Genomic DNA, 24,356 nt, shown 5'->3' on the forward strand with positions numbered 1-24,356 from the left:
CCCCTCCCCCGGGTTAATCCCTAGGGGCAAGAGAGAAAGAATAGGGTGGTCAGCACTGGCCAGCTTAGAGTTCGCTAGTCTCTTCGCCATCGCGGGCGTACAGGGCTATCCCTTCTAGGGGCAGGGATCCTGCGCGGTAGCGGACGGCGTCCGCCCCGGCTCCCATTGCACGGACGACGGTGGCAGCAAAAGCCTTGACGGAGCCGGCAGATTCAATGGCGGGCACATTGTCGCCGCTGGTTGAGATTTCGCCGCCGACCTCGATGGAGTCGAGCTCGCCGCCCTCCTTGATAGATAGGGCGATGGCTTGCAGGGTGACTTGGACGCCACGCACCAGGCTCATACCTTCGCCGCCGACGGTGGTGAGGTTGCGCTTGACGGTCAATGACGGCAGGGGCTTGGAGACCTGAATACCGATGGATCCGTCACCGGTGGTGGCGATGGAGTCGAAGATAGCCTCCTTGAGGTAGCCGTCGTAGAGGTTGAAGCCGCGAGCACCCTTGCCGGTGGTAAGGATGGGCTGGCGGATATCGAGGGTATCAATACCACCAAAGTTGACGAAGCCGATGCCGGAGGGCCCGTGGGAGGTGACGCGCCCTTCGGAAATCCATTCGGTGGCAACACCCCAGTTATCGAGCACCATGTCGTTTTGGCCGTAGGTAGTGGTGGAGCCGAGGTTGATTACCTTGTCGGCAACTCCGCCGTAGATGAGGAAGACGCCGCCAGAGATGAGGTCGGGGGTGCCGGGGGCGATGCCGCCGTCGGTGTAGATGTCACCAGTGGTCAGCTCTGAGATAACGAGGGTGCCACCTGCCGGGGTGCCGTCCTCCGTCCCCTGACCACCAACGAATACGCCGGAGCCACGGACGGGGGTATCTTCGGTTCCCGCGGAGATGTTCAGCAGTTCTGCGGTGATAACGACCTCCTCGTCCTTTTGCAGGTTCCAGGCTGTGAAGCCGCCCTGGAGGGCATCGACGCCGTAGGCATGGGGGCGTAGGGTGCGCCCGCGCAGGTCAGCGGCGATGACGTGCACACCGTCAGCTTCGAAGCGGCCTGCTCGGTTTGTGCCAGCGGCGGTGAGGAAGACCTGCCCTACCGTGCGTACGTCTTCTAGGCGTAGGGTTCCGAAGTCTTCCACGTCGTCGGAGTTGAAGATGGCGAGTTCTTGAACCGAGGTTGAGATTTTGAGGTGGGAGACGGTGTTGTTGGCGGTGAGCTGCAGCCCCTTGGCGCCGAAAGCCAGCTCGGCGTCGTCGGTGACGCCGCGCAAGGTGACTCCCTCGGGAAGTTTGAGGGAGGGCATACCGGTGATACGGCCAGAGATATTAAGGACGCTGGTGCCGGCCGAGAGGGCGTCGGTGAGTTGCTGGGCGGTTGAGATGGTTTCCATGACTAAACCTTTCAGATAGTTTGTCGATGTCTTTTTCGTCTCTCACCCTACTCTTTTTTGTGAAAAATTGAAACAGAAATAGTTTACAAAGAAAATTATTACACCTTGCCCACCCCACCCCTTATGCCGGTACTCAAAATACTTTACAACGAAAGTATTTTGGGATAGATTAAAAACATCAAAGCGAACCTTCTTCCTCGAAAGGCCACCACCATGCAGTTCGGAATCTTCTCAGTCGGCGACGTCACCATGGACCCCACCACCGGCAAGACCCCCAGCGAACACGAGCGCCAAAAGGCCATCGTTGAAATCGCCAAGAAGGCAGACGAAGTAGGCCTGGACGTCTTTGCCGTCGGCCAGCACCACAACCCGCCCTTTATTGCGTCCTCACCGACCACCACCCTGGCCTACATCGCAGCCCAGACCAAGAACATCCTGCTCTCCACCTCCACCACCCTGATTACCACCACCGACCCCGTTCGTATCGCCGAAGACTACGGCACCTTACAGCACCTGACCGACGGCCGCATGGACCTCATGCTGGGCCGCGGCAACACCGGCCCCGTCTACCCCTGGTTCGGCAAGGACATCCGCCAGGGCGTCAACCTGGCCATCGAAAACTACGCCCTGCTGCGTAAGCTCTGGAGCGAGCAGGTGGTCAACTGGTCCGGCAACTTCCGCACCCCCCTCAACTCCTTCACCGTCACCCCGCAGCCCCTGGACGGCACCGCCCCCTTCGTCTGGCACGGATCGATTCGCACCCCCGAAATCGCCGAGCAGGCCGCCTACTACGGAGACGGCTTCTTCCACAACAACATCTTCTGGAACAAAGAGCATACTCAGCAGATGATCAACCTCTACCGCGAGCGCTACGAACACTACGGCCACGGCAGCGCCGAGCAGGCCATTGTGGGCCTGGGCGGGCAGGTCTTCATGAGCAAGAACTCCCAGGACGCTGTCACCAAGTTCCGCCCCTACTTCGACAATGCTCCCGTCTACGGCGGCGGTCCCTCCCTGGAAGATTTTGCTGACCAGACCCCGCTGACTGTAGGCTCCCCCCAGCAGGTCATTGAGAAGACCCTCTCCTTCCGCGACTACGCTGGCGACTACCAGCGTCAGCTCTTCCTGGTAGACCATGCAGGCCTGCCCCTCAAGGAAGTTCTGAACCAGATCGACATGCTGGGTGAGCAGGTTGTGCCCGTCCTGCGCGAAGAGTTCGCCAAGCTGCGCCCCGCCGGCGTGCCCGAGGCCCCCGTCCACCCCCGCTACGCAGCCCACCTGGCTGAGCAGGGCAAGTAGGGAGGAAGAGTCGTGAGCACCCCGTCAATTGTTGTTGTCACAGCGGGTTTGGGCGAGCCGTCCACCACCGCCCTTCTGGGTGAGAACCTGAGCGAGGCCACCGGGCGCGCCCTGGGTCGAGCCGGAGTTGAGGCGAGCTTCACCCATATCTCCCTGCGCTCTTTAGCCAAGGACATCACCAACCACTACCTCACTGGCTTCCCACTGGGGGCACTGGCTACCGCCCTGGATCAGGTGCGCGATGCTGACGCGATTATCGCAGTCACCCCGGTCTTCAAGGCCAGCTACTCGGGGCTTTTCAAGAGCTTCTGGGATTTAGTGGAGGACGGCTCTTTGGCTGGCAAGCCCGTGCTGATTGCTGCTACCGGCGGCACCGCCCGCCATTCCCTCATGCTGGAGACGGCCATGCGTCCGCTCTTTAGCTACCTCAAGGCAACCGTCGCCCCCTCGGGCGTCTTTGCCGCTACCGACGATTTTGGCTCCGATACCAACCTGGCTCCACGAGTTGCCAAGGCCGCAACCGAGTTCGCCCAGCTGATCCTCTGGACGCTCGGGGCAGCACCTGCCGGGCAGGTGTCCCAGCAGGCGCCCCAGCAGACCCGCGAAAACGGGGCAGACGAGGCCAAGCAGCAGGCGGTTCAGGACGCCAACGCCGGCTCCTTCTTCGGGATCCTTGAGAAAGAGCGGGGCGGGAAGGCACCTGCGCCAGCCTACAAGGCACCGGGCTTAGAGGCTTTGACCGTAACCCCTTTTGAGCAGCTCCTCAAGGCAGCCGGTCAGTAGCCTCCCAGGTGTTCAGGCCGCCCACCGATGAGTGGGCGGCCTGAACACCTACATATTTAAAAATTTGACTATTTTTTAGGGTCAGGGTGGCATATTTCTGACAACATATTAAAATCAAAAGTGCAGGTGGCAGGCAGGTCACCCCGGAAGCCTGTATTAATATTTCACTCATGTACTCCCCTCTAAAAATTTAAGGCGCTACGCTGAATTTGTAGTAGAGATTTCTTCCTGAAAGTCTCCTGAGCCACAGGCCTGCCGCCAGCAGGCCAAGGAGAGGAGGTTCAATGACCGAACCGAAAATAGGCGGACTCACCGCCGACCAGGAAAATCTGTGGAAACGCTTCACCGAGGCCCTTACCTCCCTCAGCAACCACCTCGACCGCCATTTAAAGCGTGAGGTAGATAGCAAGCTGGCAGAGTACCGGCTCTTGGGGGCGATCATAGATTTTCAGGCGGCTCCCGGCTTGCCCCCGGGAAGCCCCATCCGAATGCAAACACTGGCCCGCGCCACCAATGTCTCAGCTTCGCGACTGACCTACCAGGTCAATAGCCTGGAGAAGCTAGGGCTGGTGCAGAAGGTGGATATCCCCACGGATAAGCGTGGGAAGGGCGTCATCATCACTGAGGCAGGGCGTAAGAAATACAAGAAGGCAACCCTTGTGTATACCAGGGAGGTTCATGCTCTCATGTTCGATGGAGCCCCCCAGGAACTAGAGCATGCCCTTGCGGAGTTTACCCGCCGCGTCCGCGCCATCATGGACTAGCCCCAGCACCTACAAGCCGCCCCGGTAGCCTAAGAGCTACCGGGGCGGCTTGTGTTTTGAGCTAGTAGGTGGCCTTTACTTGCCAGCGTCCTTGGCTTCAGGGGCGGGGGAGGTGCTGGCCTTCGGAATGACGCCGACGCGCTGGGCCTTGTAAAGCTGTTCGCGGTTTGCGAGTACCACGAGGGCCATGGCATTGAGGGCCAGGCCGATGATGAAGATGATCCAGCCGATCACCATGAGGGAGGTTCCGCTCAGAATGGCGCCCACGATGAGGGCGGTGACGGAAACCAGGTAGGCCGGGGATAGCAGGAAACGGGTATCCATGGTGAACCTCTCTAGGGTGGTTAGCGGACGCGGGGGACGCCGGACGGACGGGAGCGGAAGATACGGTCTTCATCGGCAGGTTCGTCTGTCTCAGCCTGCAGGACGGGCTGGGCTTCGGTGACGGGCTCGGGTTCGACAGGGTCGGTGGTGACGGTATCTTCTTCCTCGTCATACTCTACCGGGGTAGCCCCGCCGGTGAGGACGACGGGCAGGGGCCCTCCCTTGAGGCGCTGGATCATGACATGGGTAGAGAAGATGTTCAGACCGATACCGGCAACGATGAAGATCCAGCCGATGACGGCGACCCAGAGTGCGTCGATACTCCCCATCAGGACGGTGCCGAAGATGATTGCTGCAAGGGAGGTAAGGTAGGCCGGGGAAAGGTCTGAGGTATTCATTGATCCTGATTCTCTGGGTCCACTCATGCGATAAATTCCATGAATGGAATATTTTGGGAGGGCGTCTTGCCTATTCTGCCAGATAACAAAGGCCTCATCACATATAAGCCTCTAGCGGTATAAGCACTTACCCATGGTAGGTGATTATCCTCGGAATTTCTTGAGCGCCACCTTACCAACACCCGGAACCGTCTCACATCACGCCTTGGGCCCCCGCTGGTCTCGGCTAATGATTGGAATCTGACGGGTTGCTACCCGCTGTGTTTCTTCGTCAATTTCTTTCTGGGCCGAAATGATACGCATTTCGGTGGTCTTGAAAAGCTGCTCTGCCTTCTCGCGATCCAACTTGTGCTCGCCGTTGATGAAGGACTTAGGCAGTGACATGGTGAGGGCCCCGGGGCCCTGGTCCAGAGCGTCCTGGGCCTGCACCTGCACGTCAATCTGGTAGAGCACGTTGCTCACCACCTCATAGTCGTACTTGTTGCGCACATCGAGCACCGCAGCCTGGGCGGCCAGCACCGATTTCTGCCGCACCAGGTTCATGAACTCGCGCTGCCGCTGGCGTTCAGCCCAACGCTCCTGGAAGTCACCGGCCTTCTGCCCCTCCTCGATACGGTCCATCATGCTGGTGACCACATGCTTGAGCTGGTCGAAGGACTGCAAATCCCCGCTGTCGGCAACGGTTTGATACATAGATTTCCACATAGCCCTCTGGGCGATCTGCAAGAGTTCCTCTTCTTCGTGGTCGTCCTTTTCGGCGGTGGCACTTACGCCCAGCACCCGCACCAGCCAGGGCAGGGTCAGGCCGGGGAAGACCATGGTGAAGAAGAGGACGGTCAGTACGATGAAGACAGCTTCGGTACGCATCCCATCGGCTAGTTCGGGCAGGCTCAGAGCGAGCGCTAGGGTCACTAGACCGCGCATACCGGCCCAGGTCATCACCAGCACCTCAGCAAAAGAGCGCGGAGTTGTGCGGCGGGAGCCCCGCCAGCGGCCCCAGAGCCACATGCCGGTGAGCCAGGCCAGACGGGTTCCGATAGCGACGGCTGAGATGAGCACGCCGTGCCAGAGCATGGTCAGGACGTTCTGGTCTGCTGCATACAGTAGCTCACCGGCCTGTAGGCCTATGAGGCCGAAGGCTAGGCCGGTCACCAGCATTTCAAGCACGTTCCAGAAGGCAGTGTTGGCTAGGCGTTCTTCGGCGGTGAGGTCGGCGCTGTAGCTGGCCATCTGAATGGCGGCAATGACTACGGCCACAACCCCGGAGGCGTGTAGTTCTTCAGCGATGATGTAGACGCCGAAGGGGATCACCAGGGTGAGGGCACTGCGGGCAGTGGTGTCTGAGAGGTTGCGGCGCAACAGGCTGCCTGCCCAGCCCACCAGCAGGCCCAGGGCTACGGCAATGACTGCGCTGTAGGCAAAGCTGCTCAGGGCCGCCAGGGGTTGGGGGTTAGTGCCAGCGGTGAGGGCGGCGAGGGCAATCTGAAAGAGCACCAGCGAGACAGCGTCGTTGAAGATGCCTTCGGTTTGGAGGTTAGAGATGACGCGGCGGGGGATACCCACCGGTTCTGCCACTGCTTCAACGGCTACCGGGTCGGGCGGGGCAACAGCTGCGCCGATTGCCAGGGCTAGGGCAATGCTGATACCGGGGACGATAACCCAGGTTGCCCAACCTACCACTAGGGCAGATACAGCGGTGAGGGCAATAGAGTAGATGAGGACGCTCCGCCAGCTTCTGCGTAGCATACCCCAGGAGACGCGTTGACCAATCGCCCACAGCAAAGGCGGCAGGAAGATGGGCAGAATAATCTCAGGTTCAATGTGCAAGCTGGGCATCTGCGGAATCACGATGACCACACCGGTGACGATAGTCAGTAGCACCGGCCAGGGCAGGTTCAGCCTATCCCCCACACTCACCAGCACCACCGTTGCTAGCAGTAGCACCGCAATAACAATGAGGACGTCCACGTTCACCCTTTCACAACCGACCTTTAAGACCAGCTTTTAACTCTACTCTGCCCTCCTAGGATGAACCTGTGCCCCAGGTATGGTTTTGAGAGACTCTCCCCGGGGCTAGAAGTTGGGGGTGGCGTCCGTCCCGACGCCGCGGCGGCGGATTTCGGGCACGAGGACGCCGGCAGCTCGGGTGCCGGTAGCTGGCTCGCCTGCCGGGGTGTGGGTTCCGCAGGCCCCGGAGCTACACCCGCCGCAGCCGCCGGTGGCCCCGCAGGGGGCGGTAGCTGGGGCGACTTCTTGGGCGAGGTCTACGCCATGGGCCCGCAGGTAGTCTTCGTGTTCGGCTACCAGGTCGCGGTCTTCGGCGCCGAGGACGACGAACCCGCCGTCCCGAATCATCTTCAGGTCCTCAAGGGCTGACTGGCCGGTTGAGGTCAAGTAGTCGCCCAGGAAGAGGGAGTTGACGACGTGCAGGGCGAGGGGCTGGAGGGTGCGCAGGTGCATTTCCCGGCCGCCTGCCATGCGGAGTTCTTTCTCGGGGGCGACCAGGCGCACGGTGGCGAGGATCCGCAAACAGCGCATGGGGGTGAGTTCCCAGGTTCCGGCCAGCGGGGTGCCTTCAAAGGGCATGAGGAAGTTGACGGGAATGGAGTCACCGCCCAGGTCGCGCAGGGCAAAGATAGCATCGACCAGCTGTTCGTCGGTTTCTTTCATGCCGACGATCAGGCCGGAGCAGGCTGAGAGCCCGGCGGCCTGGGCCTTATCGACGGTGTCCAGGCGGTCCTGGTAGGTGTGGGTGGTGCAGATGTCGGCGTAGTGGTCTTCGCTGGTGTTGAGGTTGTGGTTGTAGGCATCCACTCCTGCTTCTTTCAGGCGGGTGGCCTGGCCGTCTTTGAGAATACCCAGGCAGGCGCAGACTTCAACATGGGGGTGTTCTTCTTTGAGCCCTTCAACCATGCTGGCTACGCGTTCGACGTCGCGGTCGGTTGGCCCCTTGCCGGAGGCGACCATGCAGACGCGAGAAGCCCCACCGGCGATACCGTAGCCGGCCTGTTTGATGGCTTCATCGGTCTTGATCCAGGAGTATTTGAGCACTTCTGCTTCTGAGCCGAGGCGCTGGGAGCAGTAGGTGCAGTCTTCGGGGCAGAGGCCGGATTTGAGGTTGACCAGGTAGTTGACCTTGACGGTGTTTCCGAAGTAGTGGCGGCGCAGGCGGGAGGCGGCGTCTACGAGGGCGAAGGTTTCGGCGTCGGTGGCGGTGAGGGCGGCAAGCGCTTCGTTGCGGCTTGCGGGCTGACCGGCCAGGGCGCGGTCTGCGATAGCTGAAAAGTCGATCATGAAACTAGTGAACACCGTTTTTGAACAGTGTTCAAATTGTCTAGTTTTATGACAGCAGGTAGGTACCATTTAAATCAGAAAAACCCACGAACTAGGTGGGTTTTTCTTGTTTAGATGGTACCTTCGGCAGAAAGACTAGGAGCCGCAACCCCCAGAGCCGCAGGCGCAGTTACCCCCGCACCCTCCACCCGCCTGGGCACCTGCCAGGACCACCTCAGCGTAGGCGGCAGCGTCCTCAACCCCCAGGCCCTCCAGGTGCTGAACATACTCAGCCACCAGGTCGCGCTCGCCAGCCTCAGCAATGGTCAACCCTGCCCCCACGATCAGCTTCAGGTCTTCAAAGACCAGGCGGGGTGCGTCCTGGCTAACCTGGAGCTCAAGGGAGTCAATAGCCCCCATCGCCAGGGGCTGCAGGGAGCGCAGGGTGGCTTCACGGCTCAACCCCAGGTGCAGGCTTCGGGCGGGGTTGGCAATGCGGGCTGCCGCCAGCACCCGCAGGGCCTCCATAGGAATCAGGCTTGCTTCACCGGTGACAAATTCCAGGCGCAGGGCCTCTTCTGCGGTATCAAGCAGGGTGGCTGTGAGGGCATCGGCATCAAATGGGGCAGCAACTTCCATCAGGACGCCTCCCCCCTGCTTTTCAGCCCCCAGCAGGTTGGTAACGGTGACGGCGGGCCCAAAGTGGGTATCCCGCAGTTCAGCGGCGAATTCCATGAGGGCAAAGGTGGCCGCGGGGCTGGCGGTCAGCACATCGTGAATATCGTCGGGACTGGCGGTTTCTCCGGCGCGCAGGCGGCGGGTGAGGTCTGAGAAGTTGAGTGTCATGCCCTCCAATTTACTCCCTGTGTGAGCTAAACCGAGCCAGCTAAACTGTTCACCGCCTGCAAAGTAGGACACAATGAGGGGGTGGCTTTAACCCGTGAAAAAATTCTTGAGACTGCCCTGGAGGTCCTCCATTCTTTTGGCTTGGCTGACCTCTCCATGCGTCGCCTAGCTACCGAGCTGGGAGTAGCCCCCGGTGCCCTTTACTACCATGTGAAAAATAAGCAGGAGCTACTGGGTTCGTTAGCCTCCCGTATGCTGTCGACAGTTCCGGTTGAACCAGCGACCAGCAGTCGTGAAGAGGCAGGACGGGCTGTCCCCGCCCTTTTGGGGGCCTGTGAGGAGCTCTACCGGCAGCTTATTCCCATTAAGGAATCTTCAGAGGTAGTCCGCCTGGCCCTGGCCCTCACTCCCCCGGCAGACAGCCAGACCCCCCTCCCCCTCATTCCTGTTTTCACAAGCCACTTCACATATATTACCAACCAGCAATATGCCCCTTTGGCTGCAGAAAGCCTGCTCCATTTGGCCCTCAGCCTCCTTGAGCAAGAGCAGACCCGGGCCCTCCTGACCGGCAGCGTCCCACCAGCCGAACCGCCCGCGTCCTACCGGCAGGCCCTGACCGCCCTGATCACCGGCTACACCCACCTCACCGACCAGTAAGAAGACCACCGTGACCTTTCGTGTAGAGCCCACCTGGGCCACCCTGCCCGACCACCAGCAGCAGGTAGAAGCTGCCCGCACTGCCTTTATCGACAAGTACGGGGTAGAACCGGACGGTGTCTGGTCAGCCCCCGGCCGCCTCAACCTCCTGGGCGAATACATCGACTTCTTAGGTGGCTCCTGTATGCCCCTGCCCCTGCCCTACCGGACCTATGTGGCCGGTAAGCTCCGCACCGACGGCGTCCTGCGGGCTGCCTCCCTCCAAATGCCGGGGGACGACCGCACCGTCGTCATCCGTGAGATCACCCCCGGTACCTTCAAGGGCTGGTTCACCTACGTTGCAGGCGTTGCCTGGGCTATGAATCAGGAAGGGGGCAAGGATATCTCCCTCCCCCACGCCTTCGGCGCTGACCTTTTGATTACCTCCCAGGTTCCGGTGGGCGGCGGGCTCTCCTCATCGGCTGCCCTTGAATGTTCCACCGCCCTTGCCCTCTTGGAGCTTTCCTGCCCCCTCCGCAAGGATTGCGACTGCACCGAGGCCATTCCCGATGACTGCTCCCCCCGCAACGACGCCCTGCGAGCCCGCCTGGCCCAGGTCTGTATGCGGGCCGAAAATGAGGTGGCAGGAGCCCGCACCGGCGGCCTAGATCAGACCGCCTCCCTGCGCTCAGAACCGGGTAAGGCCCTGGTGGTCGACTTCCGGGACTTCTCTATTGAGCCCCTAACTGTTGATCTTGAATCAGCAGGCCTGGCCTGGCTGGTCATCAATACCAATACCCCGCATGAGCTTGCCGGGGGCGAATTTGCTGCCCGCCGGGCAGCCAACGAAGCCGTCACCGACGCTATGGGACTTGATTACCTCCGCAACGCCCTCCCCTGGGACCTGACCTGCGCTGGCCTGAGCGAACGCGAAGCCAAGCAGCACCGCCTGGATTTGGTAGACCACACTGTCAACCGGGCCCTGGACGCCCTGGAAGAGGCCGGGGTCCCCCTGGATTTTCCGCGCGGCTGGGCGCGCCATACTCTGCACGATATGACCCTGGTAGAGCGGGCCGCCTACCTGCTCAAAACCCCGGATGCCACCGGCCAGGTAGCCTGGAAGGAGCTGGGCCGCCTCTTCACCGAGAGCTTTGTATCTATGCGCGATGAGCTGCGGGTGTCGCGTCCTGAGATTGATGTGGCGGTTGATACCTGCCTGAAGGCCGGGGCTCTGGGCGCCCGCCTGGTTGGCGGTGGTTTTGGCGGGGCTGTCATGGCACTTATGCCGGCTGACCTGGTCGGTTCTGCAGCGGAACAGGTGACCCTGGCCTACGCCCAGCGGGGCTTTGCTGCCCCTGAGTTCCTCCCCATGGTGGCAGGAAGCCCGGCCGACCGTGACCTCTAGAAACTCTCCTGTGATTTTGGGCGCGCCGAACAGGTTTCAGGGTTTTTTCTCACCCTGGAGCCTTACACTGTGAACAGGAAGAACGATTCGTTTTTCTGTATCTCGCATTTTTAGATGAAAGGGGACCCCCATGGGTTTCGATCTCAACAGCGCAATCAACGACGGTATCGACAAGGCTAAGGACGTCGTCAACGAGAAGGTTGGCCAGGAAGTTGTCAACGAAGAGCAGGCCCAGCAGGCTAAGGACGCTGCTGCTGGCGTCGCTGGCAAGCTGACCGAAAAGTTCGGTGGCCAGTAAGTTCTAGTTTTTAGATCTTGTGTGAGGGAGGCTCCCCAGTGGGGCCTCCCTTTCTTGTGCCCTGGGTGGGGCTGGGTTGCCGGGGTCTGGTCTTCCCCGGAGGGGAAGAAATTTTTGAAATTACAGGTTTTCTACAGGCTGCGAATGAAAGTTATCCACAGGTGGGGATAAAACTGGGGAAATCTCTTACACCCGTGTAATTCACCCTGTTTTTAAGGCTCTTTTGAGCTATACACAGCTTTTTAACATCTGTGGAATTACACTCTTGTATTTATCAACAGCTGTGGATAAACCCTGTGGAGAACACCAGTTAACTCCCTTCCGGCACACAAAAGCCGGGGGAGGCACCTGCCCCGCCCCGGCTACGTCCTCACCCCTTTTACAGGGTAGGACGGCCGCGCCCCCGCTGCCCCGAACCTGGCAGGCGGTCAAGCACAGAAGCCACCAGGGCACCTGTGACCAGACCACCCAGGTGGGCCTCCCAGGAGATACCTGGCATGAGGAAACCGAAAGCAAAGTTGATAGCAACCAGAATGATGATGCTACTGGTGCTCTGCTGGCGAGCGCGGGCGATCGCAAAGAAGGCACCGAAGAGGCCAAAGACACCGCCGGAGGCCCCCAGGGTGGCAACGTTCATGTCACCGGTGACCAGGGCAGAAATCAGGTGCACCGCTATCGAACCGCCCACAATAGAGGCCAGGTAGGTGGCCAGGAACTTCCAGCGGCCCAGGACCGGCTCTAGGGCCTGGCCAAAGAGGTAGAGGGTGAACATGTTGAGGCCCAGGTGGGTGAAATTGCTGGGTGAGTGCAAGAAGCCAGCCGTCAGCAGGCGGTACCACTCCCCCGTTACCTCAACGTAGAGCGGGACGTAGATACCGGCCCGGGTCACCGCCGGGAATATCAGTTGCAGGAGCCAGAGCGCCACGTTCACCCCGATGAGGGTGTAGGTGACAAGGGGCTTGGCAGTAGCGTACCGAATCCTGGGGGCAGCTTTCTGGGCGGCGGCCATGCAGTCCACACACATCATGCCCACCTCAAGCGGCACCTGGCAGGCCCCGCAGGCGAGCCGCCCGCAGCGGCCGCACCGCACATAGGTCACCTGGTCAGGGTGGCGCGGGCACACTGATACGTCCCCGCTGTTATAGCCAAATTGGCCTGCCTGCTCACTCACGCGCTCGTCCTTTCACCTGCGGCGTCAGCCGCTCACGCAAAAAATTTTCTAGGGGTAGAGCAAAGGCCCACCCAGGGCGGGCGGGCCTTTACCTCTAAGAGCTTCTAAAGCTTAGAGCTGCTCAATGTCGATGGAGGAGATAACGACGTCCTCAACGGGGCGGTCCATAGCGCCAGTTGCGACGCCTTCAATGGCGTCAACGACCTTCTTGGAGTCTTCGTCTGCAACCTCACCGAAGATGGTGTGGCGGCCGTTGAGCCAGGGGGTCTCAACGGTGGTGATGAAGAACTGGGAGCCGTTGGTGCCGGGGCCTGCGTTGGCCATAGCCAGCAGGTAGGGCTTGTTGAAGCTCAGTTCGGGGTGGATTTCGTCCTTGAACTGGTAGCCGGGGCCGCCGATACCCTGACCGAGGGGGTCGCCACCCTGGATCATGAAGTCGCGGATAATGCGGTGGAAGATGACGTCCTTGTAGAGGGGGCCTTCCTGCACCTCACCGGTGCGGGGGTGGCGCCATTCCTGGGTGCCGTCGGACAGGCCGATGAAGTTCTTGACGGTCAGCGGTGCGTGGTTACCGAAGAGGTTAACGACGATATCACCGTGGTTGGTGTGAATAGTTGCTTTTGCAGTTGCAGTCATGCCCCTATTCTCGCACGGTCAGGTGGGTACCCGCTAGATATGACCTGTGCTTTTGCGGTGAGTGAAAGGGGCGGACGCCGGGGTGCGGCTTACACCAGCCCCGCCTGTCTCAGCACGAAGTATAGCAACCAGGTAGTCCTGTTCTGCATCGGTAGTCCGCTGCCAGCAGGTGAGCCAGCCGGAGTGTAAAGTCGATGATTTCTTGATCTCGGCCTATGAGTTCAGGCGGTGTGAGCCCTGATCCGGGGTGAAGGTTGAGATCTTGATTCCTCGTTCGCTGCTTTCTAAATCTTTCTAAGGCGTTCTAAAAAATTTTTTAGAACGCCTTAGAAAGATTTAGAACAAGGGTAGCCCTACAGCCATAGCCTTCTAGCTAGGTCGGTGGCAAAACAGCGCTGATCCCACATTCAGCTCACGCAATATCTTGTATGCCAAATTTCCGCTGGCTACTATCAAAACATGCTTTCCTCCGACGAAAACCATTGGACTAAGTACAATCAGGCGCAAGCAGGCCGTCCTGTCCGCCCTCTCCTTATACAGGCGCTGAGCTACTGCCATTCACCAGGCAAAGGTAGGGCTCTAGACCTGGGCGCTGGCGCAGGAGTAGAAACTGCCAGACTTCTCTCTCACGGATTTGAGGTTCATTCTGTAGAGCCTGACGCGCACAGTGAGAACCTCATTCAGAGCACCATCATGCAGGCAGACCCCGACTGTCTAAAACGCTGGTCGCATTCTGTAGCAACTGCCCAAGATTTTGTCTTTGATAAGCACAGCTTTGATTTCATTTACTCCGGTTTCGCACTTCCCTTTTGCCCACCAGAGCATTTTCCTGCTGCGTGGTCACGCATACTCAATGCTGTAGCTCCCGGCGGTATCCTCGCAGTCGACCTTCTTGGCCCGCGTGATTCATGGGCCGAGCAACCGCTTATCTCCACGGTAGAGCGCAGCTGGGTTGAGGACTCATTAGAAGATTTCACCGTGTTGCATTTCGATGAAAAAGCCCACCATGGAAAAACTTTCACCGGTGAGAAGTTTTGGCATATCTTTACTCTTATCGCACAGCGTTAGCCCTCAAGACGAAGCCCGCTCGGGAATTCACGTCGCATTCTCACAGGTGCGCACCGGCGTCCGCCTACCCTTCAGAAACCCTTAACTTTAGCGGGCAGAGAAACACGAGGGTTTTTACGGCCCCTCAGAGCACTTTTGAGGTTTTAGAAAGTAAGCTGATACTAAAGCTAACCCGTCTGCCACCCACCCCGAAAAGCGGGGTGCAGGTGCGGGCATACCCTGGAGGTAATCATGGCACTGTGCAAGAAGAGCAAGGCTAAGAAAGCTCAGAAGCAGGCAGAAAAGTTCCTGGCTAAGGCAGCTAAGACCAGCGGCAAGAAGGCTGACAAGCTGACTGCCCTGGCTGAGAAGAAGACCGCCCGCGCCGAGAAGCTAACCGCGTCAAAGGTTGCTTCCCTGCAGAAGGCAGCTAAGTCAGTTGCCAAGGACGGATCCCAGAAGCTTGAGAATGCCCAGGCAACCCTGGCTGACAAGATTCAGGCAAAGATTGACGACGTCACCCCCGCTGTTGAGAACGCTGTAGCCACCGCCCGCGTTAAGGCTGCTGACGTTGCTGAGACTGTTGCTGGCAAGCTGGCCGATGTTGAGGCTCCTGCTGTTGCCCACACTGCCGCCGCTAAGGTAACCGGCGACAAGAAGGCCCTGAAGCAGGCTCAGAAGGCCGCTGTTAAGGCTGCGAAGTCTTACGCTAAGGAGCAGAAGAAGGCTTCTAAGAGCGGTGGTAAGGGCCTGCTGGTCTTTGGTCTGCTGGTTGCTGGTGCTGTTGCTGGCGCAGCTGCCTTCAAGGCTTCTCGCCCCGTTGAGGATCCCTGGAAGACCCCCGCTGCCTAGTCCTCACTAGCTGCTCACGCGCGTCCGTCCCTCGTTGATTGCGAGCGCGGACGCCCGGCCCCGGCTCCCGCACAGGGAGACCGGGGCCGTTTGCTTGAGAGGCCTCATTCTGAGGTTTCTGTTTCGTAGACCTCCCACTGCCCCTCAAAGTAGGAGGCCGAGGTGGTGGCGTCCATCAGGTCAAGGTCAAAGGCACTGCCGATTGCTGTGCCCTGTATACCCTCGACCATGGCCTGGCGGGCGGCATCCGTATCGCCTGTGTAGCTCTCGAAGCGGGCGGTCACAAAGTAGTTGGTAAAGTCCCGGTATTTGTTGATACTCACGACCTCTAGCCCCTCGGTGTGCGCCGCGAATGCCTGGGCAATCGGGGCGGCAGAACTCGACCAGGCCTGCACCTCGCTCAGCGGTCCAAAGGCAAAAACCTGCACCGTATCAGTATCAAGCTCTATCTCGTCCATGGACGAGACGCTCTCCATGTCTACCCCGTCCAGGGGCTCCCAGCTAGCCATGTCGGCAAGGAGAACCTGCTGGTCTGAGCTGTTATCTCCGTAGAGGTAGTACTTGACCTCAACCCAGGGAGCCTCGGTTTCATACTCACCAGCCCCGCGAGCAGAAACGCTCACCGACCCCATGCGCTCGTCGGACGCCCGCGTGAGGATCGTCTGCCAGGTCTCGGCAGAGAGGGTAATAGGGATTTCCTCGTGGCTGTCGATGTCGATGGAGCCGCCCTCGGGCAGACGGATATAGGTGGTGTGGGTGGGCTCTCGCCGGAAAACCCCGCTGGTACCACCCAGCTGGGGCACTGTCTGCGCAAGGTGCTCGGCAAGGGCGCCCGACTCTATGCTGCCGGTATCGGCAACGCTGAGCCAGGTGGCGTCTGAGCTTGATGAGCCGTCATCAGCCAGTATCGACGAATCCCAGATGCTCCCACCACCCAACGTCATGTGGCTACGGGACCCCGCGAAGTAGGCCACGAGCGACAGAGCCAGCACCGTAGGAACGGCCAGCACACCCAGCAGAATCAGAATATTACGCCGGGTGTAGGACTTGTTCTCAACTCCAGGGGAGGCAGCAACAGGCGTCTGGGAAGGCACACTGGCAGGCGCGGCTTCAACCGGCACAGGCGGAGCTGGCACGGTTTGCCCAGGCGGGGTCTGAACGGACGCGCTTCCCCCAGATGGGGTATTCAAAGGCTGTTCTGGGTATGGGTGGGTCATGGTGGTTTCAGCCTAGCAGAGCCCTTCCCCGCGCCCGAGGCACCCGGGCGTCCTTCCGTGCTTAAGCGTCCTTAGCCTTGACCTGCTGCATCTGCTGGGTGTGGCGCTCGCGGTCCTTCATCTCCTTGGGGCGCAGGAAAATCAGGCCCACCGCAATAGAGATCATGAAGATAGCGAGCATAACGAAGAAGAGGGGCCAAATGCCGGTCAGGTAAATGACGGGCACCGCCAGGGCCGTGACCAGACCACCGCCGAAGAAGGGCTCAAAAACCAGCTGTTTGTAGCCAAAGGCCTCGAAAGCTGGGGATTCGCCCTTGGGGTCCACCACCCGCATCAGAATCAGGCCGGTGGCGGTCACGCCCATAGACTGGCCAAAATCGCCGATGCCGCGTTCGAACCAGTAGCGGCCGATCAGGCGCGGGGCCAGCCAGAGGAACATGGCCACGTTGAAGCCGACACCGGTAACCGCCAGAATGGCAAAGACAGCGATGTTCTCACCCACAGCCTGCAGGGACAGGTTGGCGATAGCGGCAACGATGAGGAAGTCCAGAGCCCAGCCCTGAATACGCAGCATCATCTGGTGGTCAATGATAGAGTCAGCGCACACCGCCTTAGCAACCATCTGCACGATAACGCCGCCGAGCAGGGCCATAGGAAAGAGCGGCACGTAAGCAAAAATTTCAAGCGGGGTATTTTCATCCAGCATGATGGAGGCGTAGGTCTGCTGCTCAATCCAACGCAGGGCCTCCAAAATTAGCCAGCCAATCAGCACGGCCAGAGCCATAATCGCCATGTGCAGGGAGAGCGGTTCAACGGACGCAGGGCGGGAGGTCATCGTGCCAGCCGAGTAGTGCTCGTCCTCGCGGAAGAGCCCTTTCTGCTCAGCAATCGACATCTTGGCATCGCCCTTAAGAATCTCGGTCTTGCCGGTGCGTACACCCCAGTTGATGAGAGCGATACCGATAACTATACCTCCCACAATACCGACGGTTGCCAGACCGACAGCCAGGTCGGCACCTTCACCGAAGCCGAGATCTTCCATCACTCCGCGCATACCGGCAGCGGTACCGTGCCCGCCTTCAAAGGCGATTTCGATCAGGGCACCGGTCATGGGGGATGCTGCGAAAATCGGCACAAGCACCAGGGCTGCAAGCAGCAGACCCACCACGTACTGGCCAGAGCCCAGCGCTACGCCCAGGGAGAGCTGGGGCCCGGCCAGTTGCACTGCTCGCTTAGGGGTGGGGAGTTCTTGGCCCAAGAACATGGTGGCAAAAATGACGCTAATCAGCAGCCCGGGGAGGGCACCCCAGGTGGTGAGCATAGCGTCGGTGAAGAGTCCGTTTTCACCCCAGGGGCCGGAGAAGCGGCCGAGTACTTGCGGGCCGAGTAGGAGCAGCAGGACGCCCGCCACAATGGAGCTGGGCAAAAAGAGGGTCTGCACCCAGCCCACTTTGACTCGAATAATTTTTCCGATAAGAAGGGCTACGCCGAGTATCAGGAGGGCGAAGCCAACTGCTTGTGGTGACATGGTTTTGCCTTTGCTCTCGCTGGTGCGTCCTTGCACCTGCAATCACAGAGATTGCAATACTACTTACTTTTTGAGTGTCCAGTTTACCCATACTGGGTTGCACCTGGCTATTTATGACGGGGCAAATTGCGAGAGTGCACCAAATCGCCGAGCGTGCACACGGCAGGCACACGCTCAGCGATATCACGCACGCTCGCATGCGTGCCGCCTCCCGCCAGCCACCAGCCTGCACCCCACGAAAACCGCACACACAAAAAAGGAACCCCCAGTCTTTCGACTGGGGGTTCCTCACCAAATTTAATTCGGCGATGACCTACTCTCCCACACCGTCGCCAGTGCAGTACCATCGGCGCTAAGAGCCTTAACTTCCGGGTTCGGGATGGGACCGGGTGTTTCCCTCTTGCTATAATCACCGAAGAGTGGAGGCGAGGGGACTCGAACCCCTAACCCCCTGCTTGCAAAGCAGGTGCGCTACCAATTGCGCCACGCCCCCGTGGTGTTATGCTTCTACCTTACTACAGGTTTTTTGCACGCGCAAACCAATTCTACCAAATGCGCGGTTAGCTCCGCCACAGATTTTAGATAAAAATCTGAAAAACAGACTCTCCACCCCGATTTATCCCAGATGGTGCAGGTACATCTCGGGGTCATCGAGCATATTGCGCCAGTGGACGGTCATATCAAGTTCAGCCCAGGCCAGCTGGCGCACGCCCCACTCCCCTATCTCCCACACCAGCTCGTTGCGGTGGGCGGCGAGGGCTGCAAGCAGGGGGCTATGGGTGCAGAGCACTACCTGCCCGCCCCGTTCAAGGAAGGCAAGGACGCGGGCACACAACTCAAGCTGCCCGGAGAAAGATAGGCCCGATTCTGGTTCATCAAGGATCCAGAGGCCGTAATCTTCGAAGGATTCTTCAAGTAAACGCTGGGTACCCTCCCCGTGAGAGAGGCGCAGAATATCGGTTGCCTGTTTCGATTCGAGACTAGCCATGTATTCTAGGTGCCCCAGCATTCCTTCAGCTCGCAGGAAGAGCCCTGCCCGGCGTCCTGCCGCACCTCGCACTACCTGCAGGTCGGCCCCAAAAGCGGAGGCCTGGTCAAAGGTAGGCCGGGCAACCCGGTTATCTCCACCGCCAAGTGGCAGGCCATAGGCTTCTGCGATGGATTCAACCAGGGAAGACTTGCCAGCCCCGTTTTCTCCCACGATAACCGTGAGCTGCCCGAAGCTGAGGCCGGCGAGCGCTGCCCGAGTAACCGCAAGACAATAGGGCCAGGCCTGTGCGCGGACGTCCGTGAGCGGCTCGAAGTCACTGCGGGCGGTGATACTGCGCAGGGGTAGGTCATTAATGCTCATGGTGCCCCGCTGACTCTCTTATAGGCGTTCCACTCTTGATACGGGGCAGGGCAACTAATACCAGAAGTAACCCGGCAAGCCCAAGCGCAGCTGCTCCTACAGCTAGGGAACTCAGATCTGGAGCATAGGCTGCCACGGCCCCAGTTGTCCCCCGCAGGATCGACGTCATGGTGACAGCTAGAACAGCCAGAACAGCCAGGAGTACCGATCCACCGGCAGGGTGTTTACTCGGTGCTTTAGACATTAAAGGGGTCACACTTCGCCATTATAGAAACCTACTTCATACTTGTTTACTCAGAATTTCGAGCATCGAGAATACGACCCATATAGGTTGTAGCCCAACGTTCCAACTCAGCGAGGGGTTCGATGAGAGTCCGGCCCAGCTCAGTCAGTTCGTAGTCTACGCGCGGTGGTATTTGGGCAGTGACGGTCCGCTGCACCAGCCCGTCCTCTTCAAGACCGCGCAGGGTCTGGGTCAGCATCTTGGGGGAGATTCCATCTATTTTCTTTTTGAGCTCCCCATACCGCAGGGGGCCCTGTTCGAGAGAGCCGATGACCAAGACAGTCCACTGGTCCCCTATCTTGTTGAGGATTTTCCGGGTGGGACAGTTGCGGTTATAGGGGTCCCACCGGGTCACTTCTAGTTTCTGCTCGCTACTCTCCATTGTTTCCCCTGATCAATTCCATAAACACAAAAGATATATAGTCACCATTAGGTTACTAATATCCTATACATACTAAAGTATCTAAGAGATACCAAAAGATGCTGCTGTTACCCCACGCGCCCTACCGCCCCAAGGAAATCCCATGCACCCCGCCCTCACCCCCGAGAAACTTCGCTACCTAGTGACAACCTTGGCGAGCGCCCAGCCTACCCTAACGACCGGCGGTAGGGCGGGTACGTCCGCTCTGACCGAAGCCCAGCTCGGGCACCTTACCGAGCCTGACCTCTTGGCCCTGCTCCGGGCCCTGATGAATACCTGGCAGCCAGGTGAACTTCCCGCCGACTTTTGGCAGATTCAGGACGCCGCTCTGCAGGCCCTCACGGCCCGTCAAGGGGTAGTGGGGTTAGAGAGCCTACCTGCCAGCGGTAGTGATCAGAGGATCCGCCTGTGGAAGGGCGATATTACCCGCCTGCAGGTAGGGGCAATCGTTAACGCCGCCAACAGCGCCCTGCTCGGCTGCTTCGCACCGGGGCACCACTGCATTGATAACGCCATCCACTCAGCGGCGGGACTACAGCTACGCCTTGCCTGTGCAGACTACATGCGCCAGCAGGCTCCGGGCTATGCCGAGCCCACAGGGTCAGCTGTCATCACCCCGGCCTACAATCTGCCGGCTCAGGCGGTTATTCACACGGTAGGCCCTATCGTTAGCCACCACTCCCCCACAGCCACTCAGAAGGAAGAACTAGCCTCAAGCTACCGCTCCTGCCTCACCCTGGCTCGGGATTCAGGGCTAAGTTCCATAGCCCTCTGCTGTGTTTCAACGGGGGTCTTCGGCTACCCCCAGGAACAGGCCGCCCAGGTGGCAGTGGAAGAGGCCCAGCGCTTCCTCAACCAGCTACCTGCCCATGAAAACTTCACCATTATTTTCAACGTATTTTCAGAAAGAGACCATGACATCTACAGCACCCTCCTCAACCCAACAGATTCAGAGCCTAAGCCAGGCCCTCAAGGACGCTGACGCCGTCGTCGTCGGGGCAGGTGCTGGGCTGTCGGCAGCCGACGGCTACCAGTACGGCGGCATCTGGTTTACCGAACACTTCGGAGATTTTGCTACCGCCTACGGGCTCACCGACGCCTACAGCGCAGGCTTCTACCCCTTCCCCACCCTGGAAGAAAAATGGGGTTTTTGGAGCCGCTTCATTTACCTTAACCGCTATGCCCAGCAACCGGGCCAGGCCTACCGCGACCTGCTTTCACTGGTTGCAGATAAAAACTACTTTGTCGTAACCACCAACGTCGATCACTGCTTTCAAAGGGCTGGCTTCGACAAGGACCGCCTCTACTACATGCAGGGAGACTTCGGCCTTTTCCAGTGCTCTGTCCCCTGCCACCAGGGCACCTACGATAACGAAGAGACTATCCGCCAATTGGTTGAACAGCAGGTCGGCCGTGAGGTTCCCACCCACCTGATTCCCACCTGCCCCAGGTGCGGTGCTCCTATGGATACCAACCTGCGCATTGACCACCGTTTTGTGCAGGACGCAGGGTGGGACGGCGCGTCCGCCCGCTACCAAAATTTCATTGCCACCCATGCAGGGGGAACAATCCTCTATCTAGAACTCGGGGTTGGCGCTAACACCCCGGGCATTATCAAATACCCCTTCTGGAGGCTCACCAACTCCAACCCCCAGGCTGTCTACGCAGCTCTTGGCTTCGAAGCCCAGGCCCCTTCCCAAATTGCAGACCGCTCTCTTCTCATCCCGGGTGATATTGCAGCCTCCCTCGCGGCGCTCGCCAACCCACCGGCGTCCACCCTTTAAAACCAGCAGGGGCCGGTGGGTTCAGACGAAACCACCGGCCCCCGCCGTGTGTTGACAGAACTTTTAGCCTGCAGCTCCCAGGAAGTTGAAGCCAGTGTAGGCGTAGAGGAAGTCCTTGGCGATCCACAGAATCCCGCTGAGAACAGCCAGGGCCAGCACCGCGAAAATGAGGTAGGCCAGGACGCGGGCCACCGGGCTAACCTGGGCCAGGGCAGGGTTGTCCCCGTCCGCGGCGGTGCCACTCATCAGGCGCACCCCCAGGGCGTAAAGGGCGGGGAGGCCAGCGCCGAAGAAGAGGCCGGCCAGGAAGACGGGGTAAATCTTATGGAAGATTTCAAGGATGAGCATTAGGAACCTGCCTTCTCAACGATAGGGAGGGACTCGGTGTGTACCTCGCGCAGTTTGCTTGCTTCGCCGGAGTGCATGTCCAGGTGGGTGACTGCGTTCTTGCGGGAGTGGGCCCACATCCAGAAGCAGAAGCCAATGAGAATCAGGAAGACGGTTGCCTCACCCATCCAGGCGCTCCCAGTGATTGAGTTGATGCCGTTGCCAACGAACCAGGTAATGGCGCCGACAGAGCCAGCGGCGGGCAGGGTGATGATCCAGGCAATCACCATACGACGGGCGGTTGACCAGCTTACCTTGGCGCGGCGGCCAACGCCGGAGCCGATAATGGAGCCGGTTGCCACATGGGTAGTGGATAGAGCCATACCGAAGTGGGAGGAGGTCAGAATGATAGCTGCCGAGGAGCCGTCGGCGGCAAAGCCCTGGGGGCCGTCAATGTCGACAATGCCCTTGCCCATGGTCTTGATGATGCGCCAGCCACCCAGGTAGGTGCCCAGGGCGATAGCAACAGCACAGACGAAACGAACCCAGAAGGGAATATCAGCTTCGGGGTTGATTTCATTGGCAGCTACCAGGGCCAGGAAGATGACACCCATGGTTTTCTGGGCGTCGTTGGTGCCGTGGGCCAGTGACATGAGGGAGGCTGCTGAGATTTGGCCGAAGCGGAAGTTTTTGGTCTTGTTCTTCTCTGAGACCTTGTTGGTGAGGGCGTAGATAGTGGCGGTACCGATGCAGGCAACCACACCTGCGATTAGCGGGGCCATGAGGGCGGGGACGATGATCTTCATGAGCACGCCGTTCCAGAGCACGCCGTCGGTGCCCAAGGAGGCTAGGGTGGCGCCGATGAGGCCGCCGAAGAGGGCGTGGGAGGAGCTGGAGGGCAGACCCAGCAGCCAGGTGAAGACGTTCCAGAGGATAGCGCCGACCAGGCCGGTAAAGACAATCAGCATGAGGTTGGGCCCGCCGCCGGCAGTTTCTAGGTCAATGAGGCCGGAGCCAACGGTCTTTGCCACTTCGATGGAGAGGAAAGCTCCAACGAGGTTGAGGAGAGCTGAGAGGGCTACTGCTGCTTTGGGCTTGAGGGCACCGGTCGCTATGGAGGACGCCATGGCGTTGGCGGTGTCGTGGAAGCCGTTGGTGAAATCGAAGGCAAGTGCGGTCAGCACTACGATCACCAGGATAATGAGTTCTGTAGTCACGAATCTATTGTTCTGTGTTCAGCCTATTTTGGGAAACATCAGGGAACTGAAGTGTTGCCAGATTCTTAAATGTTGCTTAAGTCTTCTTAAACCCACATAAACAAATACAGACTGGGGGGAGATTTCCGGGAACAGAGGCGATTTCCCAGGTTTCAAGGGAATACGCGGGTATCCCCTTTTTGGGCCATATGGCTTTACTTGGCTTTATGCAGCCCGTGAGGTTCTTAAACCTTGGAGAGGGAGCACCCCGGGGCGGTTTGTTTACCTACTGTTCACCTTTAAATCGTGTGGCATCACCCACGGGGCAGGAAAGAGTTTCAAGTTTCACTTGAGACCTGCCGGATAAACCGTCTAAAACCAGAGGCCCACGCTGTGGGGCCTATTCTGCGGGAAGCCAGCCGCGCAAACAGCCACTAGAAACAGAAAAACCCCCGACCATCTCTGGTCGGGGGTTTCCCTTGAAAATTAATTCGGCGATGACCTACTCTCCCACACCATGAGGCAAACTTTTCCGAGCGAGCGAGGAAAATAAAAGTTTGCTGAATCGGCGAAGCCGTTAGAAACACAAACCAGGAGCTACAGACCACCTGCCCCCCAGGCACGAACACCCCAGGCACACCTGCCCCCGCATACAAAAAAGGAACCCCCAGTCTTTCGACCGGGGGTTCCTCACCAAATTTAATTCGGCGATGACCTACTCTCCCACACCGTCGCCAGTGCAGTACCATCGGCGCTAAGAGCCTTAACTTCCGGGTTCGGGATGGGACCGGGTGTTTCCCTCTTGCTATAATCACCGAAGAGTGGAGGCGAGGGGACTCGAACCCCTAACCCCCTGCTTGCAAAGCAGGTGCGCTACCAATTGCGCCACGCCCCCATCGGGTGCTACCTATGAAATTTTGTCTGTAGCTTCTTCCCAAGTCTTTTTATTCTCTTGAGAATTCTTGGCTTGTTTCGCTGCGACAGTTGCTAGGACTGCGGCGATTGCGATTGTCATAAATTTCTTCATGTCAACCCTTCGACCAAGGTGGTGGGCGTACCAGGAATTGAACCTGGGACCTCTACATTATCAGTGTAGCGCTCTAACCGTCTGAGCTATACGCCCTTGG

Annotated in this window: 25 protein-coding genes, 3 tRNA genes and 2 rRNA genes; 10 read left to right on the top strand and 20 right to left on the bottom strand. The window is 59.2% G+C overall.

Annotation, left to right across the window (positions count from 1 at the left end):
- Positions 1-64: 64 nt before the first annotated feature.
- Positions 65-1,390 (bottom strand): hypothetical protein, encoded by a 1,326-nt coding sequence (locus tag ACMXX3_RS08225; RefSeq protein ID WP_421084252.1) that lies wholly within the window; start codon positions 1,388-1,390, stop codon positions 65-67.
- 213 nt (positions 1,391-1,603) lie between these two features.
- Between ACMXX3_RS08225 and ACMXX3_RS08230 the strand changes: the two genes are divergently transcribed.
- The 3 genes from ACMXX3_RS08230 (at position 1,604) to ACMXX3_RS08240 (ending at position 4,236) form a co-directional block, all read left to right on the top strand.
- Positions 1,604-2,689, top strand: a complete 1,086-nt coding sequence (locus tag ACMXX3_RS08230; RefSeq protein WP_421084253.1) for an LLM class flavin-dependent oxidoreductase — start codon at positions 1,604-1,606, stop codon at positions 2,687-2,689.
- 12 nt (positions 2,690-2,701) lie between these two features.
- A complete protein-coding gene (locus tag ACMXX3_RS08235; protein ID WP_421084254.1) occupies positions 2,702-3,472 on the top strand; it encodes a CE1759 family FMN reductase in 771 nt (256 codons plus the stop codon).
- A gap of 284 nt (positions 3,473-3,756) precedes the next feature.
- Entirely contained in the window at positions 3,757-4,236 is a 480-nt protein-coding gene (locus tag ACMXX3_RS08240) for a MarR family winged helix-turn-helix transcriptional regulator (RefSeq protein ID WP_421084255.1), read from the top strand.
- Between the two features lie 75 nt (positions 4,237-4,311).
- Here the strand turns inward: ACMXX3_RS08240 and ACMXX3_RS08245 are convergent, their stop codons facing one another.
- The 5 genes from ACMXX3_RS08245 to ACMXX3_RS08265 form a co-directional block, all read right to left on the bottom strand.
- On the bottom strand, positions 4,312-4,560 hold the full coding sequence (locus ACMXX3_RS08245) for an ATPase (RefSeq protein WP_421084256.1): 249 nt from the start codon (positions 4,558-4,560) through the stop codon (positions 4,312-4,314).
- A gap of 20 nt (positions 4,561-4,580) precedes the next feature.
- The gene (locus ACMXX3_RS08250; RefSeq protein ID WP_421084257.1) at positions 4,581-4,958 is read right to left on the bottom strand and encodes a hypothetical protein; all 378 of its coding nucleotides are present in this window, start codon (positions 4,956-4,958) and stop codon (positions 4,581-4,583) included.
- Between the two features lie 198 nt (positions 4,959-5,156).
- The gene (locus ACMXX3_RS08255) at positions 5,157-6,926 is read right to left on the bottom strand and encodes a cation:proton antiporter (protein ID WP_421084258.1); all 1,770 of its coding nucleotides are present in this window, start codon (positions 6,924-6,926) and stop codon (positions 5,157-5,159) included.
- A gap of 105 nt (positions 6,927-7,031) precedes the next feature.
- Positions 7,032-8,252: a biotin synthase BioB gene (gene bioB, locus ACMXX3_RS08260; RefSeq protein ID WP_421084259.1), complete on the bottom strand. Its 1,221-nt coding sequence runs from the start codon at positions 8,250-8,252 to the stop codon at positions 7,032-7,034.
- A 135-nt stretch (positions 8,253-8,387) separates the two neighbouring features.
- Positions 8,388-9,077, bottom strand: a complete 690-nt coding sequence (locus ACMXX3_RS08265; protein WP_421084260.1) for a hypothetical protein — start codon at positions 9,075-9,077, stop codon at positions 8,388-8,390.
- An 81-nt stretch (positions 9,078-9,158) separates the two neighbouring features.
- On the opposite strand from ACMXX3_RS08265, the gene ACMXX3_RS08270 reads away from it, so the two are divergent.
- The 3 genes from ACMXX3_RS08270 to ACMXX3_RS08280 all read left to right on the top strand — a co-directional run bounded on the left by ACMXX3_RS08270 (position 9,159) and on the right by ACMXX3_RS08280 (position 11,416).
- Complete coding sequence (locus ACMXX3_RS08270; RefSeq protein WP_421084261.1) at positions 9,159-9,734, top strand: TetR/AcrR family transcriptional regulator; 576 nt, start codon at positions 9,159-9,161, stop codon at positions 9,732-9,734.
- A gap of 10 nt (positions 9,735-9,744) precedes the next feature.
- Positions 9,745-11,118, top strand: coding sequence for a galactokinase (locus ACMXX3_RS08275; protein WP_421084262.1), 1,374 nt, complete (start codon positions 9,745-9,747; stop codon positions 11,116-11,118).
- A gap of 130 nt (positions 11,119-11,248) precedes the next feature.
- Complete coding sequence (locus ACMXX3_RS08280) at positions 11,249-11,416, top strand: ribosome recycling factor (protein WP_421084263.1); 168 nt, start codon at positions 11,249-11,251, stop codon at positions 11,414-11,416.
- Between the two features lie 379 nt (positions 11,417-11,795).
- Here the strand turns inward: ACMXX3_RS08280 and ACMXX3_RS08285 are convergent, their stop codons facing one another.
- Both ACMXX3_RS08285 and ACMXX3_RS08290 read right to left on the bottom strand, forming a co-directional pair.
- Positions 11,796-12,587 (bottom strand): rhomboid family intramembrane serine protease, encoded by a 792-nt coding sequence (locus tag ACMXX3_RS08285; RefSeq protein ID WP_421084264.1) that lies wholly within the window; start codon positions 12,585-12,587, stop codon positions 11,796-11,798.
- A gap of 111 nt (positions 12,588-12,698) precedes the next feature.
- Positions 12,699-13,223: a peptidylprolyl isomerase gene (locus ACMXX3_RS08290; protein ID WP_237201101.1), complete on the bottom strand. Its 525-nt coding sequence runs from the start codon at positions 13,221-13,223 to the stop codon at positions 12,699-12,701.
- Positions 13,224-13,682: 459 nt separating this feature from the next.
- Between ACMXX3_RS08290 and ACMXX3_RS08295 the strand changes: the two genes are divergently transcribed.
- A complete protein-coding gene (locus ACMXX3_RS08295) occupies positions 13,683-14,291 on the top strand; it encodes a class I SAM-dependent methyltransferase (protein ID WP_421084265.1) in 609 nt (202 codons plus the stop codon).
- Between the two features lie 231 nt (positions 14,292-14,522).
- Complete coding sequence (locus ACMXX3_RS08300) at positions 14,523-15,122, top strand: hypothetical protein (RefSeq protein ID WP_421084266.1); 600 nt, start codon at positions 14,523-14,525, stop codon at positions 15,120-15,122.
- Between the two features lie 104 nt (positions 15,123-15,226).
- Here the strand turns inward: ACMXX3_RS08300 and ACMXX3_RS08305 are convergent, their stop codons facing one another.
- The 6 genes from ACMXX3_RS08305 to ACMXX3_RS08330 form a co-directional block, all read right to left on the bottom strand.
- Entirely contained in the window at positions 15,227-16,339 is a 1,113-nt protein-coding gene (locus ACMXX3_RS08305) for a hypothetical protein (protein WP_421084267.1), read from the bottom strand.
- A 61-nt stretch (positions 16,340-16,400) separates the two neighbouring features.
- The gene (locus ACMXX3_RS08310) at positions 16,401-17,867 is read right to left on the bottom strand and encodes a sodium/glutamate symporter (protein WP_421084268.1); all 1,467 of its coding nucleotides are present in this window, start codon (positions 17,865-17,867) and stop codon (positions 16,401-16,403) included.
- A 300-nt stretch (positions 17,868-18,167) separates the two neighbouring features.
- Positions 18,168-18,284 (bottom strand): 5S ribosomal RNA (gene rrf, locus ACMXX3_RS08315).
- Positions 18,285-18,287: 3 nt separating this feature from the next.
- Positions 18,288-18,360, bottom strand: a tRNA-Ala gene (locus ACMXX3_RS08320).
- Positions 18,361-18,483: 123 nt separating this feature from the next.
- Positions 18,484-19,218, bottom strand: coding sequence for an ATP-binding cassette domain-containing protein (locus tag ACMXX3_RS08325; protein ID WP_421084269.1), 735 nt, complete (start codon positions 19,216-19,218; stop codon positions 18,484-18,486).
- 290 nt (positions 19,219-19,508) lie between these two features.
- On the bottom strand, positions 19,509-19,883 hold the full coding sequence (locus ACMXX3_RS08330) for a winged helix-turn-helix transcriptional regulator (protein ID WP_421084270.1): 375 nt from the start codon (positions 19,881-19,883) through the stop codon (positions 19,509-19,511).
- 142 nt (positions 19,884-20,025) lie between these two features.
- On the opposite strand from ACMXX3_RS08330, the gene ACMXX3_RS08335 reads away from it, so the two are divergent.
- Together ACMXX3_RS08335 and ACMXX3_RS08340 are read left to right on the top strand one after the other, a co-directional pair.
- Entirely contained in the window at positions 20,026-20,904 is an 879-nt protein-coding gene (locus ACMXX3_RS08335; protein ID WP_421084271.1) for a protein-ADP-ribose hydrolase, read from the top strand.
- On the top strand, positions 20,837-21,706 hold the full coding sequence (locus ACMXX3_RS08340; RefSeq protein ID WP_421084272.1) for an SIR2 family NAD-dependent protein deacylase: 870 nt from the start codon (positions 20,837-20,839) through the stop codon (positions 21,704-21,706). Before ACMXX3_RS08335 ends, ACMXX3_RS08340 begins: the two co-directional genes overlap by 68 nt.
- A 63-nt stretch (positions 21,707-21,769) precedes the next feature.
- On the opposite strand, the gene ACMXX3_RS08345 is transcribed toward ACMXX3_RS08340, so the two are convergent.
- The 6 genes from ACMXX3_RS08345 to ACMXX3_RS08370 all read right to left on the bottom strand — a co-directional run bounded on the left by ACMXX3_RS08345 (position 21,770) and on the right by ACMXX3_RS08370 (position 24,352).
- Positions 21,770-22,054, bottom strand: a complete 285-nt coding sequence (locus ACMXX3_RS08345; protein WP_421084273.1) for a hypothetical protein — start codon at positions 22,052-22,054, stop codon at positions 21,770-21,772.
- Positions 22,054-23,250, bottom strand: coding sequence for an inorganic phosphate transporter (locus tag ACMXX3_RS08350; RefSeq protein WP_421084274.1), 1,197 nt, complete (start codon positions 23,248-23,250; stop codon positions 22,054-22,056). The genes ACMXX3_RS08345 and ACMXX3_RS08350 overlap by 1 nt, the downstream gene beginning before the upstream one ends.
- 681 nt (positions 23,251-23,931) lie before the next feature.
- A 5S ribosomal RNA gene (gene rrf, locus ACMXX3_RS08355) occupies positions 23,932-24,048 on the bottom strand.
- 3 nt (positions 24,049-24,051) lie between these two features.
- Positions 24,052-24,124: transfer RNA gene (locus ACMXX3_RS08360), tRNA-Ala, on the bottom strand.
- A 12-nt stretch (positions 24,125-24,136) separates the two neighbouring features.
- Positions 24,137-24,256: a DLW-39 family protein gene (locus ACMXX3_RS08365; RefSeq protein ID WP_237204453.1), complete on the bottom strand. Its 120-nt coding sequence runs from the start codon at positions 24,254-24,256 to the stop codon at positions 24,137-24,139.
- 19 nt (positions 24,257-24,275) lie between these two features.
- Positions 24,276-24,352 (bottom strand) — tRNA-Ile (locus ACMXX3_RS08370).
- Positions 24,353-24,356 lie beyond the last annotated feature (4 nt).

Origin of the sequence: Rothia nasimurium (assembly GCF_049068285.1) — a bacterium.
In the GTDB taxonomy this organism is placed as follows: domain Bacteria; phylum Actinomycetota; class Actinomycetes; order Actinomycetales; family Micrococcaceae; genus Rothia; species Rothia nasimurium_I.

Coding starts and splice junctions, on each gene's coding strand:
- ACMXX3_RS08225 (WP_421084252.1), bottom strand. CDS start 1,390: ATGGAAACCATCTCAACCGCCCAGCAACTCACCGACGCCCTCTCGGCC.
- ACMXX3_RS08230 (WP_421084253.1), top strand. CDS start 1,604: ATGCAGTTCGGAATCTTCTCAGTCGGCGACGTCACCATGGACCCCACC.
- ACMXX3_RS08240 (WP_421084255.1), top strand. CDS start 3,757: ATGACCGAACCGAAAATAGGCGGACTCACCGCCGACCAGGAAAATCTG.
- ACMXX3_RS08245 (WP_421084256.1), bottom strand. CDS start 4,560: ATGGATACCCGTTTCCTGCTATCCCCGGCCTACCTGGTTTCCGTCACC.
- ACMXX3_RS08250 (WP_421084257.1), bottom strand. CDS start 4,958: ATGAATACCTCAGACCTTTCCCCGGCCTACCTTACCTCCCTTGCAGCA.
- bioB (WP_421084259.1), bottom strand. CDS start 8,252: ATGATCGACTTTTCAGCTATCGCAGACCGCGCCCTGGCCGGTCAGCCC.
- ACMXX3_RS08265 (WP_421084260.1), bottom strand. CDS start 9,077: ATGACACTCAACTTCTCAGACCTCACCCGCCGCCTGCGCGCCGGAGAA.
- ACMXX3_RS08280 (WP_421084263.1), top strand. CDS start 11,249: ATGGGTTTCGATCTCAACAGCGCAATCAACGACGGTATCGACAAGGCT.
- ACMXX3_RS08290 (WP_237201101.1), bottom strand. CDS start 13,223: ATGACTGCAACTGCAAAAGCAACTATTCACACCAACCACGGTGATATC.
- ACMXX3_RS08295 (WP_421084265.1), top strand. CDS start 13,683: ATGCTTTCCTCCGACGAAAACCATTGGACTAAGTACAATCAGGCGCAA.
- ACMXX3_RS08300 (WP_421084266.1), top strand. CDS start 14,523: ATGGCACTGTGCAAGAAGAGCAAGGCTAAGAAAGCTCAGAAGCAGGCA.
- ACMXX3_RS08305 (WP_421084267.1), bottom strand. CDS start 16,339: ATGACCCACCCATACCCAGAACAGCCTTTGAATACCCCATCTGGGGGA.
- ACMXX3_RS08310 (WP_421084268.1), bottom strand. CDS start 17,867: ATGTCACCACAAGCAGTTGGCTTCGCCCTCCTGATACTCGGCGTAGCC.
- ACMXX3_RS08325 (WP_421084269.1), bottom strand. CDS start 19,218: ATGAGCATTAATGACCTACCCCTGCGCAGTATCACCGCCCGCAGTGAC.
- ACMXX3_RS08330 (WP_421084270.1), bottom strand. CDS start 19,883: ATGGAGAGTAGCGAGCAGAAACTAGAAGTGACCCGGTGGGACCCCTAT.
- ACMXX3_RS08335 (WP_421084271.1), top strand. CDS start 20,026: ATGCACCCCGCCCTCACCCCCGAGAAACTTCGCTACCTAGTGACAACC.
- ACMXX3_RS08340 (WP_421084272.1), top strand. CDS start 20,837: ATGACATCTACAGCACCCTCCTCAACCCAACAGATTCAGAGCCTAAGC.
- ACMXX3_RS08345 (WP_421084273.1), bottom strand. CDS start 22,054: ATGCTCATCCTTGAAATCTTCCATAAGATTTACCCCGTCTTCCTGGCC.
- ACMXX3_RS08365 (WP_237204453.1), bottom strand. CDS start 24,256: ATGAAGAAATTTATGACAATCGCAATCGCCGCAGTCCTAGCAACTGTC.